At 68.0% G+C, this 14,742-nt stretch carries 11 protein-coding genes; 6 read left to right on the plus strand and 5 right to left on the minus strand.

Annotation, left to right across the window (positions count from 1 at the left end; all coding sequences use genetic code 11):
* Positions 1-121: 121 nt before the first annotated feature.
* Both OG966_RS20710 and OG966_RS20715 read right to left on the minus strand, forming a co-directional pair.
* Entirely contained in the window at positions 122-820 is a 699-nt protein-coding gene (locus tag OG966_RS20710) for a PadR family transcriptional regulator (protein ID WP_326651223.1), read from the minus strand.
* Positions 821-1,668: 848 nt separating this feature from the next.
* On the minus strand, positions 1,669-3,294 hold the full coding sequence (locus OG966_RS20715; RefSeq protein WP_326651224.1) for a protein kinase domain-containing protein: 1,626 nt from the start codon (positions 3,292-3,294) through the stop codon (positions 1,669-1,671).
* A gap of 395 nt (positions 3,295-3,689) precedes the next feature.
* Between OG966_RS20715 and OG966_RS20720 the strand changes: the two genes are divergently transcribed.
* Entirely contained in the window at positions 3,690-5,243 is a 1,554-nt protein-coding gene (locus OG966_RS20720) for a protein kinase domain-containing protein (RefSeq protein ID WP_326651225.1), read from the plus strand.
* A gap of 80 nt (positions 5,244-5,323) precedes the next feature.
* Here the strand turns inward: OG966_RS20720 and OG966_RS20725 are convergent, their stop codons facing one another.
* Positions 5,324-6,331 carry a phosphotransferase gene (locus OG966_RS20725; protein WP_326651226.1) on the minus strand — a complete coding sequence of 336 codons (1,008 nt, stop codon included), beginning with the start codon at positions 6,329-6,331 and terminating at the stop codon, positions 5,324-5,326.
* Positions 6,332-6,878: 547 nt separating this feature from the next.
* Between OG966_RS20725 and pdhA the strand changes: the two genes are divergently transcribed.
* From pdhA to OG966_RS20750, 5 genes are all read left to right on the plus strand, one after another.
* A complete protein-coding gene (gene pdhA, locus OG966_RS20730; RefSeq protein ID WP_326651227.1) occupies positions 6,879-8,027 on the plus strand; it encodes a pyruvate dehydrogenase (acetyl-transferring) E1 component subunit alpha in 1,149 nt (382 codons plus the stop codon).
* Between the two features lie 2 nt (positions 8,028-8,029).
* The gene (locus OG966_RS20735) at positions 8,030-9,010 is read left to right on the plus strand and encodes an alpha-ketoacid dehydrogenase subunit beta (protein ID WP_326651228.1); all 981 of its coding nucleotides are present in this window, start codon (positions 8,030-8,032) and stop codon (positions 9,008-9,010) included.
* 14 nt (positions 9,011-9,024) lie between these two features.
* A complete protein-coding gene (locus OG966_RS20740) occupies positions 9,025-10,464 on the plus strand; it encodes a dihydrolipoamide acetyltransferase family protein (protein ID WP_326651229.1) in 1,440 nt (479 codons plus the stop codon).
* A 198-nt stretch (positions 10,465-10,662) separates the two neighbouring features.
* On the plus strand, positions 10,663-11,355 hold the full coding sequence (locus OG966_RS20745; RefSeq protein WP_326651230.1) for an HAD family hydrolase: 693 nt from the start codon (positions 10,663-10,665) through the stop codon (positions 11,353-11,355).
* 252 nt (positions 11,356-11,607) lie between these two features.
* The gene (locus OG966_RS20750; RefSeq protein ID WP_326651231.1) at positions 11,608-12,336 is read left to right on the plus strand and encodes a helix-turn-helix transcriptional regulator; all 729 of its coding nucleotides are present in this window, start codon (positions 11,608-11,610) and stop codon (positions 12,334-12,336) included.
* Between the two features lie 9 nt (positions 12,337-12,345).
* On the opposite strand, the gene OG966_RS20755 is transcribed toward OG966_RS20750, so the two are convergent.
* Positions 12,346-13,290, minus strand: a complete 945-nt coding sequence (locus OG966_RS20755) for a Vgb family protein (protein ID WP_326651232.1) — start codon at positions 13,288-13,290, stop codon at positions 12,346-12,348.
* A 95-nt stretch (positions 13,291-13,385) separates the two neighbouring features.
* Positions 13,386-14,738 (minus strand): lipopolysaccharide biosynthesis protein RfbH, encoded by a 1,353-nt coding sequence (gene rfbH, locus OG966_RS20760; RefSeq protein WP_326651233.1) that lies wholly within the window; start codon positions 14,736-14,738, stop codon positions 13,386-13,388.
* Between the last annotated feature and the right edge of the window lie 4 nt (positions 14,739-14,742).

The following is a 14,742-nucleotide window of genomic DNA, read 5'->3' on the forward strand; positions in this document are numbered from 1 at the left end:
CCCCTTGGACGGATGGCGCACGTACGAGCGGACGTACAGAGACTCGATGGTCGGGTGACTGGGCGGCTCGGTGGCTCGAGATGAGCGGGGAGCCGCAGGAAGCGCGGGAAGCCCGGTGGGACTACGTCGGCGGTGCCGGCCGTGCGTGCGCCGGAGACGTGGGCTGCGTCGAGGACGCGGGGTGCGGCGGAGATACGGATTGCGGCGGCGATGTGGTCTGCGGCGGGGGCGAGGTCGGGGAAGCTGCCGTCGAGTGTCCGGCTGCCCGCTCGGCCGCTGCGGAGAGACGGATCAACCGCACCTCGCAGTGGTCGAGCCAGCGGGCCTCGGCCTCGGTCTGGAAGATCAGCTGCTCCAGGACGAGCAGCCAGGCCACGTCGTCACGCTCCTGCGAGCCCGCGCCCTCGAGAGCGGCGAGCGCCTGTGCCTTGAGCCGGGTGTAGTCCTGCATCGCCTTCACGGTGTGGTGGCGCTGGGCCTGGATGACGGCACGGATGTCCACGCCCGGCGCACCGACCGCCATCGCGAGCTTGATGGCCAGCTCGTCACGCGGCGGACTGCTGCGGTCCACCGGCGTCTCGAACCAGCTCCTCAGCTCGGCGCGCCCGGCATCAGTGATGACGTACAGCGCATGCCCGGCGTCGTCCTCGCCGCCCTGGGCGACCATGCCGTCGCGCTCCAGGCGGTTGAGGGTCGTGTAGACCTGCCCGACGTTGAGCGGCCAGGTGGCACCGGTGCGCGACTCGAACTCCGTACGGAGCTGGGAGCCGTAGCGAGGGCCGGGCTCGAGGAGGGCGAGAAGCCCGTGGCGGATGGACATACTCAGTATGTATACCGAGTATGGCCGACCCGGCAACCACCGAAAGGCGGAGCCTGTGGGTCCGTCTTGAGGGGGACATGATGATCAACGGCGCCTCAGCCGCACGCCCAGGAAGCCGATTCCGAGCCCCATGAGCGTCATCCCCGCCCCCAGCGACAGCGGCGAGATCTGGCGCCCGACGACCTCGGGGACTGCCTGCGGGGCCTGCTGACGTGCGGCCGCGGGGAGGGAAGGCGTCGGAGTGGGCAGCGGATCCTCCTGAAGATCCTCCTGCTTGTCCGTCTCGAGTTCCTCATCCTCCGCGGGAGGGGGCTCGGAGGCGGACAGCCCTGCATCGGACGGGTCGGCAGATGCGGATGGTGAGGAGGGCGCTGCGGCAGACGGCGTACGGTGCGGTCGGTCCGGATGTACCGGATGTTCCTGACGTTCCGGTTGGTCCGGATGTTCCGGTCGGTCCGGGTGCTCCCGGCTCTCGGAATCACTCGGGCTCGTGCTTCTGGGTGACCGCCCAGGCCGCGGACGTCCCTCCCCGGCGTGCCGCCCCGCGAGGGACTCCGAGCCGCTCGGCGCGGCCGTGGGAGTGCGGTCGGGGGTCTCGGACTCCTCGTCGGCGTACGCGCAGGGCGTTGCCAGCAGCACGAGCGACGCGACCGTGATCGCGCACTGTGTGCGGAGCCTTGGAGTCACCGGGTGACCCCCTCCCGTGCCGAGTCGCCGAGATATCGGACTCAGCGTCACATGTCGTGACGTTTCCGGCATCTCGAGGCAAGGGAACGGGGAACGGCCCGGCACGCGAAGCGCGTGCCGGGCCGTTCCCCGTGAATGCCGTGAATGCCGTGCGGGTCGGGCTAGCCGGCCTTGCCCGTGGAGATCGTGAGCTCGAACTCCTGGCTCTTCGGTACGACAGCCTCGCCGGAACTCGGGTACTGCATGATGACGGCGTCCTTGGGGTACTGAGGGTTGTTCTCCTCGGTCACCTTCCAGGTCCAGCCGGCGGCCCGCAGGCAGTCCTTGACCGAGAGGAGGTCCTTATAGAGCAGTTGGGGGGCCTGGACCTTTGCCGGGTCAGTGCCGTCCTCCGACGCTTCCGAGCACTTTGTCGCGTCGATGGTCCGCGTACGGTCCGGGCCCAGGACCCCGGCCTGCGCCGACTCGCTCGAGCTCGGGTCACCGCCCGCGTTGTCCCCGCTCCCGCCACCCGGGTCCTTGTTCAGCGCGATCGCCGCGATCAGACCGCCGATCGCCAGCAGGGCCACCACAATGGCCCCCACGATGACCGGCATGTTCCTGCCGCCGCCGCTGCCGCCCGAAACCGGCTGCGGCTGCGGCTGCGGCGAGATGGTGTACGGAGGCGGCGTCGAGGACACCGGGCCGGGCGTCTGGTACGCCGATACCGGTGCGGGCGTCTGCGGGTACCCGTAATGCGGCGTGGGGGCCGGGGTCGGCGCGCCGTAGGGACCCGGCTGGTACGGCGTCTGCACGCTCTGCGGAGCCGGAGCCGGAGTCGACTGATCCAGCGGCGGGAAGACCGCGGAACCGACGCCCGCGCCACTGCTCGGCGGCGCGCCGCCGATGATCACCGGCGCGCCCGTCTGTCCGGCGCCCGCCACCCGCGCGCACTCGTCGCGCATCGCCGCTGCGCTGGGGAAACGCTCGTTCGGGTTCTTCTTCAGCGCCCGTGCCACCAGCGCGTCCATCGCCGGAGTGACGGAACGGTTGATCGTGGACGGAGCGACCGGTTCCTCCTGCACATGCGCGTACGCGATCGCCAGCGGCGAGTCCGCGTCGAAGGGGATCCGCCCGGTCAGCAGCTGGAACAGCATGATGCCGACCGAGTAGAGGTCGGACCGCGCGTCGACGCCGCGTCCCAGCGCCTGCTCGGGAGACAGATACTGCGGCGTTCCGACCACCATGCCGGTCTGCGTCATCGAGGTGACGCCCGACTGCATGGCGCGCGCGATGCCGAAGTCCATCACCTTGACGATGCCGCGCTTGGTCATCATCACGTTGCCGGGCTTGATGTCGCGATGGACCAGGCCCATTTCATGGCTGGTCTCCAGTGCGGCCAGCACATCGGCCGTCACCTTCAGTGCCTTGTCCGCCGGCATCGCGCCGTACTGCTGGATGTCCGCCTGCAGTACGGATCCCAGCGGCTGGCCCTCGACGTACTCCATGACGATGTACGGCATCAGCGAGCCGTCGAGCTCGTCCTCACCGGTGTCGAAGACCGACACGATATTGGTGTGCGACAGCTTGGCGACGGCCTGCGCCTCGCGCCGGAAGCGCTCGCGGAAGGACTGCTCGCGTCCCAGCTCCGTGTGCAGCGTCTTGATGGCGACCTGGCGGTCCAGCGCGGAGTCGTACGCCAGATACACGGAGGCCATGCCGCCTTCGCCGAGCAGGTCGCGTAGCTGATACCGGCCGCTCGCTACGGAACCACCCGCGTAGCGGCCCTGTGCGCCGTCCTGGCTCATGACTGTGCATCCCCCTCGGCGCGACGGCTCGGTGGCCCGCAATGGTCCGCGTTGCCCGCTGATCTGTGCGCTGTGCTGTGTGATGTGTGCCGCGTGACTCTGTGCCCCGGACCGGTATTCCGTGATCCGTATTACGGGGCAAGTCTGCCCGAGGGGCCCTGCACGTCAAGCCAGGTGCCCGTTCCGTGACCGTACGCACAAGAAGCGTCTCGGAAGCGTTACAGGAAGAGCATGGAATTTGCCTGCCCGTACCGGCAGCAGGTTTGATGGCCGGTCCATCTCGAATCGGGCCTGTCGCGCGGAGGCTGTAGCGTGACGTGGCACAGCACCCCGAGGAATACAGCGAACACCCGCACGCACAGTACGCACGCGGACAGAAACGACGGCGAGGACTGATGGCACCCGAACCCGAAGCAGGCGGCGGCGGATCGCCGGATGCGGCGGACTCCTGGGGCATCGGCGGAGTGGTCGGCGACGGCCGCTACCGCCTGACGCACCGTCTCGGACGCGGCGGTATGGCCGAGGTGTTCGCGGCTGAGGACGTAAGGCTCGGTCGCACCGTCGCGGTCAAGCTGCTCCGCTCCGATCTCGCAGAGGACCCGGTCTCCAAGGCCCGCTTCACGCGCGAGGCACAGTCGGTCGCCGGCCTCAACCACCATGCGGTGGTGGCGGTGTACGACTCCGGCGAGGATGTGGTGGGCGGTCAGACCGTCCCGTACATCGTGATGGAGCTGGTCGAGGGGCGTACCATCCGCGATCTGCTCCTCAACGCCGAGGCCCCGCCGCCCGAGCAGGCATTGATCATAGTCTCCGGAGTACTCGAGGCGCTCGCGTACTCGCACCAGCACGGCATCGTGCACCGCGACATCAAGCCGGCCAACGTCATCATCACCAACTCCGGTGCGGTGAAGGTGATGGACTTCGGCATCGCGCGGGCCCTGCACGGCGCTCAGTCGACGATGACCCAGACCGGCATGGTCATGGGTACGCCGCAGTACCTCTCCCCCGAGCAGGCGCTGGGCAAGGCCGTCGACCACCGCTCCGACCTGTACGCCACGGGCTGTCTGCTGTACGAACTGCTCGCGCTGCGGCCCCCGTTCACCGGCGAGACCCCGCTCTCGGTGGTCTACCAGCACGTCCAGGACATCCCGTTGCCGCCGTCCGAGGTCTCGGACGTGGTGCCGCCGGAGCTCGACGGACTGGTCATGCGCTCGCTCGCGAAGGACCCGGACGACCGGTTCCAGAGCGCGGAAGAGATGCGCGGCACGGTGCAGTACGGACTGCAGATGCTGCAGCAGCAGGGCAGCCACACGGGCACCTGGAACACAGGTCCGGTCGGGATGCACGATGGCGCCATCACCCCGGCGATGGGGATGACGGGGCCGACCGCGATGGGTCATCCCGTGCACGGCGAGACGTCGCAGAGCCCGATCCTGCCGCCGATGAACCCGAACGACGGCGGATACGACGGCGGTCACCGCGACGGTCGGGGTGGCAAGGGCGGCCGCGGAAAGATGTGGCTGTTCGCCGTGCTCGCGGTGCTGGCGATCGCGGGGGGCGTCGCCTTCGCGGTGGACAAGGCGAACCACAGCAGCAGCAACCAGAAGGACGGCACGACGGTCACTCAGACCCCGTCGACGCCGGAGGACTCGCCGTCCCCGTCCCAGGAGCAGACCGAGCAGAGCGAGGAGCCGGACACCTCCACGGGCGGCAATCAGGAGCCGAGCGAGCAGCCCTCCTTCAGCGATTCGTACACGCCCACCGATCCGGGGACACCGACCGACGATCCGACGACGGCCGATCCGACCGATCCGACCGACGGTCCGACCGACAACCCGACCGAGCCGACGGACGAGCCGAGCTCGCCCGGCGGCACAACGGGCAGCGGCGGCGACCCGGGTGGGACGCCGGGCGGTCAGGCAGGCACCCCGGGCGGCCTCGGCGGCTGACACGGCCCAAGCCGCCATGCCGTACGCCCCGTTGCCCCCGCTCGCCCTGCAGATCTCGTCCCCGACCTCGTTCGCGCCGCTCATCCCGCGAAGGCTTCGCACACCGCCTCGTACTCTCTCGTCCACCACACCGCCAGGGCCGACGCCGCAGGAAACTGCGGGTCGGCCCTTCGGTCGTGCAACTGGTAGCGCCAGCGCAGTATCCAGAAGTCGTTGAGCCGCTCCCACCACACACGGTGCACGGCGGCCGCGAGCTCCGCCGCGTCTGCCCCGGCCGCTCGCCGGTAGGCCTGTGCATACGCCCGTACCTTCGTCAGTTCCAGCTCCCCCGCCGGTTGGACGAAGAAGATCGCCGCGGCCCGCACCGCCTCCTCGGCGCGCGGCTGCACCCCCAGCCGGTCCCAGTCGACGATCGCGGCCGGCTCGCCGCCCCGGTAGAGCAGATTCAGCGGGTGGAAGTCGCCGTGCACCCAGCCCCCGGCGGACGCCGGCGAGGGCCTGCGGTCGGAGTGGAGCTCCAGCAGCGCCCGGCGCTCGAGCAGCCGGTGCTCGGCGAGCGTGTCGAAGGTGTCCCGGGGCCGGGCCGCCCGCGCCAGCGCCAACAGCTCGTCGATCAGTGCGAAGGTCTCCTTGGGATCGGCGCTCTCGTACTCCCGCCGCTCCGTGGCGTCCACCGGCATGACCTGTTCCAGACAGGTGTGGACGAGTCCGAGGAGCGAGCCGAGCCGCGTCGACTGGACGGCCGTCAGCTGCGTCCCGTCGCGGTGTCGTCCGTCGATCCAGGGGTGCAGGGCGTAACACCGTCCGCCGATCACCGCGACCGTGTCGCCGTGCGTGTCCTCGACGGGCGGTGCGACCGGTACGCCGAGGGCCCCGAGCCGCTGGGTGGCGCGGTGCTGGCGGGTGATGGACTCGCGGTCGCCGTCGAGGTGGTGCTTGAGGAAGTAGGAGCCACGGGTGGTGGCGAGCCGGTAGCCGCGGTTGAGCAGGCCCTGGGTGACGGGCTCGCAGGAGAGCGGTACGCCCGTGTCCTGGTAGCGGCGCAGGAGTGCACCGACGGGTGGGGCAGTTGCAGATGAGCGCGGCACTCGCCAGATGTTAGATCACGGAGCGTGGCCGGGTGACGGCTCTTCGGGATAATCCAGCCTGTGCGCGGTCACGAAGTGCGGCTCGACGCGTATGGAGACCGGATCGAAGCCCTCGCCGACCACATCGGCGCCATCCTCGACCGAGGCGGCTCAGTGGCGCCGCAGCGGACAGCTTCGTGGCTATCCAGCGTAAATAGACTGATTTTTCCAGCTTCACGCGAGAAAGCGGTCTCACCCATCTACTCTTCCCGTGCCCGGGGTCTGCGGGATAACGTGCCGGTGTTCCGGCGGCCTGCAAGGCTGTGACCAGTGGTTGTTCCCGTATTTCTCGATTTACTTGGAAATCCAAGCAAAATCGCAGGTCAAATGGGGTTTCGCAGTAATGCGACACACTGGGTAACGTGCCTTTGGCAGGGCGCTCGCCGGGGCACCTGTCACGCCTGATCCCGGCCGAGCGGCACCCACCCCGTGCACGGGTACGGATACCAGGCGAGCCGCACTGGCTCCCGGCGGACCCCGGGGGCCGGACCGACGGAGGAGCACGCACGTGACCGTGGAGAGCACTGCCGCGCGCAAACCGCGACGCAGCACCAAGCGCGTCAGCGCCGCGAAAGAGCCGCAGAATTCCGAGCCCCAGCTCGTACAGCTGCTGACGCCCGAGGGTGAGCGCGTCGAGCACCCCGAGTACGAGATCGACCTGACCCCGGACGAGCTGCGCGGGCTGTACCGGGACATGGTCCTGACCCGCCGCTTCGACGCCGAGGCCACCTCTCTGCAGCGGCAGGGCGAGCTCGGACTGTGGGCGTCGCTGCTGGGCCAGGAAGCCGCACAGATCGGCTCCGGCCGGGCGCTGCGCGATGACGACTATGTCTTTCCGACCTACCGCGAGCACGGCGTCGCCTGGTGCCGTGGGGTCGACCCGACCAATCTGCTCGGCATGTTCCGCGGTGTGAACCACGGTGGCTGGGACCCCAGCACCAACAACTTCCACCTGTACACGATCGTGATCGGCTCGCAGACGCTGCACGCCACCGGCTACGCGATGGGCGTGGCCAAGGACGGCGCCGACTCCGCCGTCATCGCCTACTTCGGCGACGGCGCGTCCAGCCAGGGCGATGTAGCCGAATCGTTCACCTTCTCCGCGGTCTACAACGCCCCGGTCGTGTTCTTCTGCCAGAACAACCAGTGGGCGATCTCCGAGCCGACCGAGAAGCAGACCCGCGTGCCGCTCTACCAGCGCGCGCAGGGCTTCGGCTTCCCCGGCGTCCGGGTCGACGGCAATGACGTACTCGCCTGCCTGGCCGTGACCCGCTCCGCGCTGGAGCGGGCCCGCCGGGGCGAGGGCCCGACCCTGGTCGAGGCGTTCACCTACCGGATGGGCGCGCACACCACCTCGGACGACCCCACGAAGTACCGGGCGGACGAGGAGCGTCAGGCCTGGGAGGCCAAGGACCCGATCCTGCGGCTGCGTACGTATCTGGAGAACGCCGGCCATGCCGACGAGGCGTTCTTCACGTCCCTGGACGAGGAGAGCGAGACACTCGGCAAGCGGGTGCGAGAGGCGGTGCGGGCCATGCCCGACCCCGACCACTTGGCGATCTTCGAGAATGTCTACGCAGACGGGCACGCCCTCGTCGACGAGGAGCGCGCCCAGTTCCTCGCGTACCAGGCGTCCTTCGCCGAGGAGGGCAACTAGTCATGGCCGTACAGAAGCTCCCGCTCGCGAAGGCGCTCAACGAGTCGCTGCGCAAGGCTCTCGACACCGACCCCAAGGTCCTCATCATGGGTGAGGACGTCGGCAAGCTCGGCGGCGTCTTCCGGGTCACCGACGGACTGCAGAAGGACTTCGGCGAGGACCGGGTCATCGACACCCCGCTCGCCGAGTCGGGCATCGTCGGCACGGCGATCGGTCTGGCCCTGCGCGGCTACCGGCCCGTCGTGGAGATCCAGTTCGACGGCTTCGTCTTCCCCGCGTACGACCAGATCGTCACGCAGCTCGCGAAGATGCACGCCCGCGCGCTCGGCAAGATCAAGATGCCGGTCGTCATCCGTATTCCGTACGGCGGCGGCATCGGCGCGGTCGAGCACCACAGCGAGTCCCCGGAGGCGCTCTTCGCGCATGTCGCGGGACTCAAGGTCGTCTCGCCGTCCAACTCCTCCGACGCGTACTGGATGCTCCAGCAGGCCATCCAGAGCGACGACCCGGTCATCTTCTTCGAGCCGAAGCGGCGCTACTGGGACAAGGGCGAGGTCGATGTCGAAGCCATCCCTGGTCCGCTGCACAAGGCCCGGATCGACCGGAGCGGCTCCGACATCACGCTCGCCGCGTACGGGCCGATGGTGAAGGTCTGCGTCGAGGCGGCGGCCGCCGCTGCCGAGGAAGGCAAGTCGGTGGAGGTCCTGGACCTGCGCTCGATGTCCCCGATCGACTTCGACACCATCCAGAAGTCGGTGGAGAAGACGGGCCGGCTCGTCGTGGTCCACGAGGCCCCCGTCTTCTACGGCTCCGGTGCGGAGATCGCCGCTCGTATCACCGAGCGATGCTTCTACCACCTGGAGGCCCCGGTGCTGAGGGTCGGCGGCTACCACGCCCCGTACCCGCCGGCGCGCCTCGAGGAGGAGTACCTCCCGGGACTTGACCGGGTGCTGGACGCCGTCGACCGCTCGCTCGCGTACTGAGGAGTGCCGTGACCATGACTCAAGACACTTCACTTCGCTTCCGCGAGTTCAAGATGCCCGACGTGGGCGAGGGACTCACCGAGGCCGAGATCCTCAAGTGGTACGTCCAGCCCGGTGACACGGTGACGGACGGCCAGGTCGTCTGCGAGGTCGAGACGGCGAAGGCGGCCGTGGAGCTGCCGATCCCGTACGACGGTGTGGTGCACGAGCTGCGCTTCGAGGAGGGCACCACCGTCGACGTCGGCACCTCGATCATCACGATCGATGTGGCGCCGGGCAGCGCCGACGCACCTGCCGAGGCAGTGGTGGAGACGCCTGTCGCGCCCGCCGCCGAGGAGGCAGCGCCCAAGGGCCGCCAGCCGGTTCTCGTCGGCTATGGCGTCGCGGAGACGTCCACCAAGCGCCGGCCGCGCAAGCCGGCTGCCGGGCAGGCTGTTCCCGACCAGCCGGCTCCCGAGGCCGCGAGCACGTACCACCAGCAGGCGCCCGCCGCCGCGGCGGTGCAGGGCGAGCTGAACGGCCACGGCGGCACCGCCACCGCGGCCCGCCCACTCGCCAAGCCCCCGGTCCGTAAGCTCGCCAAGGACCTGGGCATCGATCTGGCGACGGTCACTCCGACCGGTCCCGACGGCGTCATCACACGGGAGGACGTCCACGCGGCGGCCGCTCCGGCTGCCGCTCCGGCGCCCGTGCCCGTACAGGCACAGCCGGAGCCGGTTCAGTCCGAGCCGTTCGCGCCTTCGGCGGGCGGTGCGCGGGAGACACGTATCCCGATCAAGGGCGTACGGAAGGCCATCGCTCAGGCGATGGTCGGCAGCGCTTTCACCGCGCCGCATGTCACGGAGTTCATCACGCTCGACGTGACGCGGACGATGAAGCTCGTCGAGGAGCTCAAGGCCGACAAGGACATGGCGGGGCTGCGGGTCAACCCGCTGCTGCTGATCGCCAAGGCGCTGCTGGTCGCCATCAAGCGCAACCCGCAGGTCAACGCCGCCTGGGACGAGGCCAACCAGGAGATCGTGCTCAAGGAGTACGTCAACCTGGGCATCGCGGCGGCCACACCGCGTGGCCTGATCGTCCCGAACATCAAGGACGCGCACGCCAAGACGCTGCCGGAACTGGCCGCCGCGCTGGGCGAGTTGGTCTCCACCGCCCGCGAGGGCAAGACGACTCCGGCGGCGATGCAGGGCGGCACGGTGACCATCACCAACGTCGGCGTCTTCGGCGTCGACACCGGTACGCCGATCCTGAACCCCGGCGAGTCCGCGATCCTCGCGGTCGGTGCCATCAAGCTCCAGCCGTGGGTCCACAAGGGCAAGGTCAAGCCGCGTCAGGTCACCACGCTCGCGCTCTCCTTCGACCACCGTCTGGTCGACGGCGAGCTGGGCTCCAGGGTGCTGGCGGACGTTGCCGCGATCCTGGAGAACCCGAAGCGGCTGATCACCTGGGCCTGATGCATCAGGCACGATCCACAGGTCTGATGCGACAGGTTTGAACCGCAGGTCACAAGGCCCGGGCGCGCGACGCCCGGGCCTTGTGGCGTGATCGTTCGGTGTGCTCGAAGGAGCAGCCCGAACTGCCCTTGTCCGTCAGCCCATGACTGGGCAGGCTCGGGCGGGGCCGCACACGATGACGGGGAATGGGGGAGCACCATGACTTCTGCGCGCCGTTCGGCGTTCTTCGATGCCGACGAGACGGTGATCACTGCCAAGAGCATGTTCGCCTTTCTGCGCCACTGGATGGGTCAGAACGGAGATTCCGGTTCCGGGTACGACAGGGTCATGGCGGACATCAGATCGCTGGCCGCCGACAACGTCGACCGCATCGAGATCAATCGCACCTACTACCGGCTTTTCAAGGGCGTGCCTCAGCGGGAGCTGGTGGCGGCGGGCCGCGATTGGTACGACAGGTACCGGAACGGGCCCGGCGCATTCGTCGGGGCCACGCTCGACGCCCTGGACAGGCATCGCGCGGCCGGCGATCTGATCTGCCTTGTCTCCGGCTCGTTCCGTGCCGTTCTCGAGCCGCTTGCCGAGGAGATCGCGGCGGAAACCATCCTGTGCACCGAGCCCGTGGTCGGCGAGGACGGGCTCCTCACCGGTGAGGTGCACCAGCCGATGATCGGCGCGGCGAAGACCGCCGCGGTAGCCGGCGTGATCGCCGCCCACCGCCTCTCACCTGCGGATTGCTATGGATACGGCGACCATTTGTCCGACCTGGGGCTGCTGGAACAGGTCGGTAACCCGCATGTCGTCGATGTCGACCCGGCGCTGGTGGCCCTCGCGAAGGAGCGGGGCTGGCCGGTGCTGCCGGCCGCTCCCGCGGCTCTGCGACAGCGCGACTGACCCCCGCCCGTACCGCGGCAATTCATTCTGAATTAACCCCCGGAATTTTTGCGCCGGGGGTTCTTTCGTTCTCTTTCCTGCCGTGTTGCCAATTTATTAACGGAATCACCGGACGAGTCATTCGGGTATATGCATTCGGTCCAATGGTTATGCGGTAAACTTTTTAGTACCCCTTTCAAATTGTCCATGGTGAGCTATATCACATGAGATGGCTGAATCTCGTCGGTATCCTTGACTTGTGCGCGGAGTCGGATGACCGCCGGCGCGCATCAAAGCAACAGGGGGGTAGTCTTGCTGGGCGTCTCGGAAATCAGGGAAAGAGAGATCTGTGTACGACGCGTCGTCGTGGCAATCGGGAATGGTCTGCTGCGTTACGGCGTCGAGAGGATGCTTCAACTGCCATCGGAAGTCGAGGTGCGTTCCCTGCCCGGGATCGTCGATGCGCTTTCTGACGGTCTCGACGAGGGCGACATACTCATCGCCCTGCTGGGCGAGGTCGACGATACGGTGGCTGCGAAATTACGCAGGAACGAGGAGCGCGGTGTACGCATCATGCTCCTCATCGAGGACGACGATCTCGTAGATCTGCCCAAGGTGACCGGTATCAGGGCCGGTTTCGTGAAGATCAACGGGATCAACGAGGACACTCTGAACAAGGCTCTGGATGCTGTTGCCAGGGGTAACGTGCCCATCCCTCCCGAGCTCGCTCAGGATCTGCTTCTGCTCGCGACCCGGCGCAACGACGCTCCGCGGGGTCAGCTGAGGCTGACCCCGCGGGAGCAGGAGGCGCTTGTTCTCATGGTTGAGGGGCTGAGCAACAGGCAAATTGCCCGCCGGCTTCAGATATCTGAGCACGGTGCCAAGCGTCTGGTTGCCAATATTTTGGCAAAGATGGACTGCAACAATCGCACACTCGCTGTTTCGAGGGCGCTCCGCGAAGGCCTCTACGAGCGCTATGTGAAATCCCTGGGAATGAACTGACAAGACACTCTACGAGGGAATATCGTAGAAGGCTGAATCACCCCAGGTCGCTGTCGCAAGGTGGCCCTCGGTATCGATGCCGAGGGCCACTGGCGAACTCAGCCCGGTCATGATGGACGTGACCGAACCATCCGTCTCCACCCGCTTGATCTCACCGGCCGCGCGATCGGTGACATAAACGGAACCCGCCTTGTCGGCCACGATTCCCACGCCCAGTCCCTCGAAGTCGTCGGAGTGGGTTTCCACCGTCCCGTCACGTTTGACGCGGGACAGCACACCACCCTCGTAATTCGATACATAGATCGTTCCGTCGGCGGTCTCGACCACACCCACCGGCGTGCGCAGCCCATCGGCCACCTTGCTGCTCTTCCCGTCCGGGGAGACGCTCATGAGCTCATCGGTCGCCCGGTTGGTGACCAGCAGGTTCTGCCGGGAGTCGAAGCTGATGCCGGTCGGTGTGTGGAAGCCGGAGGCGAATCTCTCCTTCTTCCCCGCGGCCGTGGCGCGGTAGACGACATCGGCGTCGTAGTCGGCGATGTAGAGCGCGCCCTGCCCGTCCACGGCCAGACCGGCGGGGGCCTCCAGCCCGGCGGCGTAGACGGAGCGCTTTCCGTCGCGGGTGATCCGCTCCACCGTGCCGGCGGACCAGTTGGACACGAACACTGAGCCGTCCCGGCCGTAGGCGAGACCGGTCGGCGACGAGAATCCGGTGTACTTCGCCCTGCCGGCCTTCACCGGCTTCCCGGCAGGCCTGCCCTTGCCACCGGCGCCGCTGCCGGCGGTGGCACCGCTGCTGCCCGTGCCGCCGGACCCGTTCGGAGGGCCGGAGGACACCGAGGAACCCGGTGTCCGCGACGCGCCGCCGCGAGCCGCGTCGTCGTCGCTTCCACAGGCCGCCACGGAGGACATCAGCAGGCCGCCCACGAGAAGCTGCGGAAGGAGTGAGGAACGCATGACCACCTCTTGGGGGGAGTGGATGAGTGCGCCGACAGACAACGTACGAGTTGGAGCGCACTTCATCGCAAGTGCCGACCGGAGTGCGGGACGGCTCAACGCCCCTTGCTGCGTACGAAATCGGTCACTGACTGGGCCATGTAGTCGATCTTCTCGTCGCTGAGGCCGGGGTGCACGCCGATCCAGAAGCTGTGCTCCGTGATGATGTCGCTGTTGGTCAGATCGCCGGCCACGCGGTAATTGGTGCCCTGGTACGCCGGGTGCCGGGTCAGATTGCCCGCGAAGACCTGACGCGTGCCGATGCTCCTCGCCTCGAGGAAGGCCACCAGCTCACGGCGGGTGAAGGGCGCGTCCGGCAGCACGGTGAGCACAAAGCCGAACCAGCTCGGCTCACTGTTCGGCGTGGCGCTCGGCAGCAGCAGACCGGGCACATCCGCCAGCGCATCGTGCAGCCGCTGCCAGTTGCGCCGGCGGGCCTCGACGAAGACGGGCAGCTTGGCCAGCTGGGTGAGGCCCAGCGCGGCCTGGCTGTCGGTCGCCTTGAGGTTGTAACCCACGTGCGAGTAGATGTACTTGTGGTCGTAACCCTCGGGCAAGGTGCCGAGCTGCCAACGGAACCGCTTGGCGCACTTGTTGTCCTCGCCGGGCGCGCACCAGCAGTCCCGGCCCCAGTCGCGCAGTGACTCGACGATGCGCGCCAGATGCAGGTCACTGGTGGAGACCACCCCGCCCTCGCCCATGGTGATGTGGTGCGCGGGATAGCAGCTGAGCGTCGACAGATCACCGAACGTTCCGGTCAGTTGGCCGTCGTAACGAGCGCCCAGCGCATCGCAGTTGTCCTCGACGAGCCACAGCTCGTGTTCCTGGGCCAGCTCCGCGATCTCGCGTGCCGCGTATGGATTTCCCAGCGTGTGGGCGAGGGAGATCGCCTTGGTCTTCGGGCCGATCGCCGCGGCGATCGTGTCGACGCTCGCGTTGTAGGTGCCGAGTTCGGTGTCCACGAACACCGGCACCAGGCCGTTCTGCAGCACCGGGTTGACGGTGGTCGGGAAGCCCGCGGCGACCGCGATCACCTCGTCGCCCGGAACCAGCCGCCGGTCGGTGAGCTGCGGTGACGTGAGTGCGCTGATCGCCAGCAGATTGGCTGACGAGCCGGAGTTCACCAGGTGCGACTTGCGTACGCCGATGGTCTTGGAGAAGCGGCTCTCGAATTCCTGCGCGGACCTGGCCGCGACGATCCGCATCTCGAGTGCGGCCTCGACGAGCGCGACACGGTCCTCGTCGTCGAAGACCGGGCCGGAGGAGTACAGCGGAGTGACACCGGGCACGAACGGCCGGTCCGACTCTTCGGACTGGTGGAACTTGCGTACTGCGTCGAGGAGTTGGGCTTTGGCCTCTTCGCGGCTGTCCGAGCCAGGCGCCTGGCTCTGTACGGGTGCGCTGGTCACACTG

Origin of the sequence: Streptomyces sp. NBC_01750, assembly GCF_035918095.1 — a bacterium.
Classification (GTDB): Bacteria; Actinomycetota; Actinomycetes; order Streptomycetales; family Streptomycetaceae; genus Streptomyces.

Excerpts from the sequence above, each read along its gene's own strand:
- OG966_RS20755 (WP_326651232.1), bottom strand. The coding sequence starts at position 13,290 with ATGCGTTCCTCACTCCTTCCGCAGCTTCTCGTGGGCGGCCTGCTGATG.
- OG966_RS20715 (WP_326651224.1), bottom strand. The coding sequence starts at position 3,294 with ATGAGCCAGGACGGCGCACAGGGCCGCTACGCGGGTGGTTCCGTAGCG.
- OG966_RS20745 (WP_326651230.1), top strand. The coding sequence starts at position 10,663 with ATGACTTCTGCGCGCCGTTCGGCGTTCTTCGATGCCGACGAGACGGTG.
- OG966_RS20740 (WP_326651229.1), top strand. The coding sequence starts at position 9,025 with ATGACTCAAGACACTTCACTTCGCTTCCGCGAGTTCAAGATGCCCGAC.
- OG966_RS20720 (WP_326651225.1), top strand. The coding sequence starts at position 3,690 with ATGGCACCCGAACCCGAAGCAGGCGGCGGCGGATCGCCGGATGCGGCG.
- OG966_RS20750 (WP_326651231.1), top strand. The coding sequence starts at position 11,608 with ATGACCGCCGGCGCGCATCAAAGCAACAGGGGGGTAGTCTTGCTGGGC.
- OG966_RS20710 (WP_326651223.1), bottom strand. The coding sequence starts at position 820 with ATGTCCATCCGCCACGGGCTTCTCGCCCTCCTCGAGCCCGGCCCTCGC.
- OG966_RS20735 (WP_326651228.1), top strand. The coding sequence starts at position 8,030 with ATGGCCGTACAGAAGCTCCCGCTCGCGAAGGCGCTCAACGAGTCGCTG.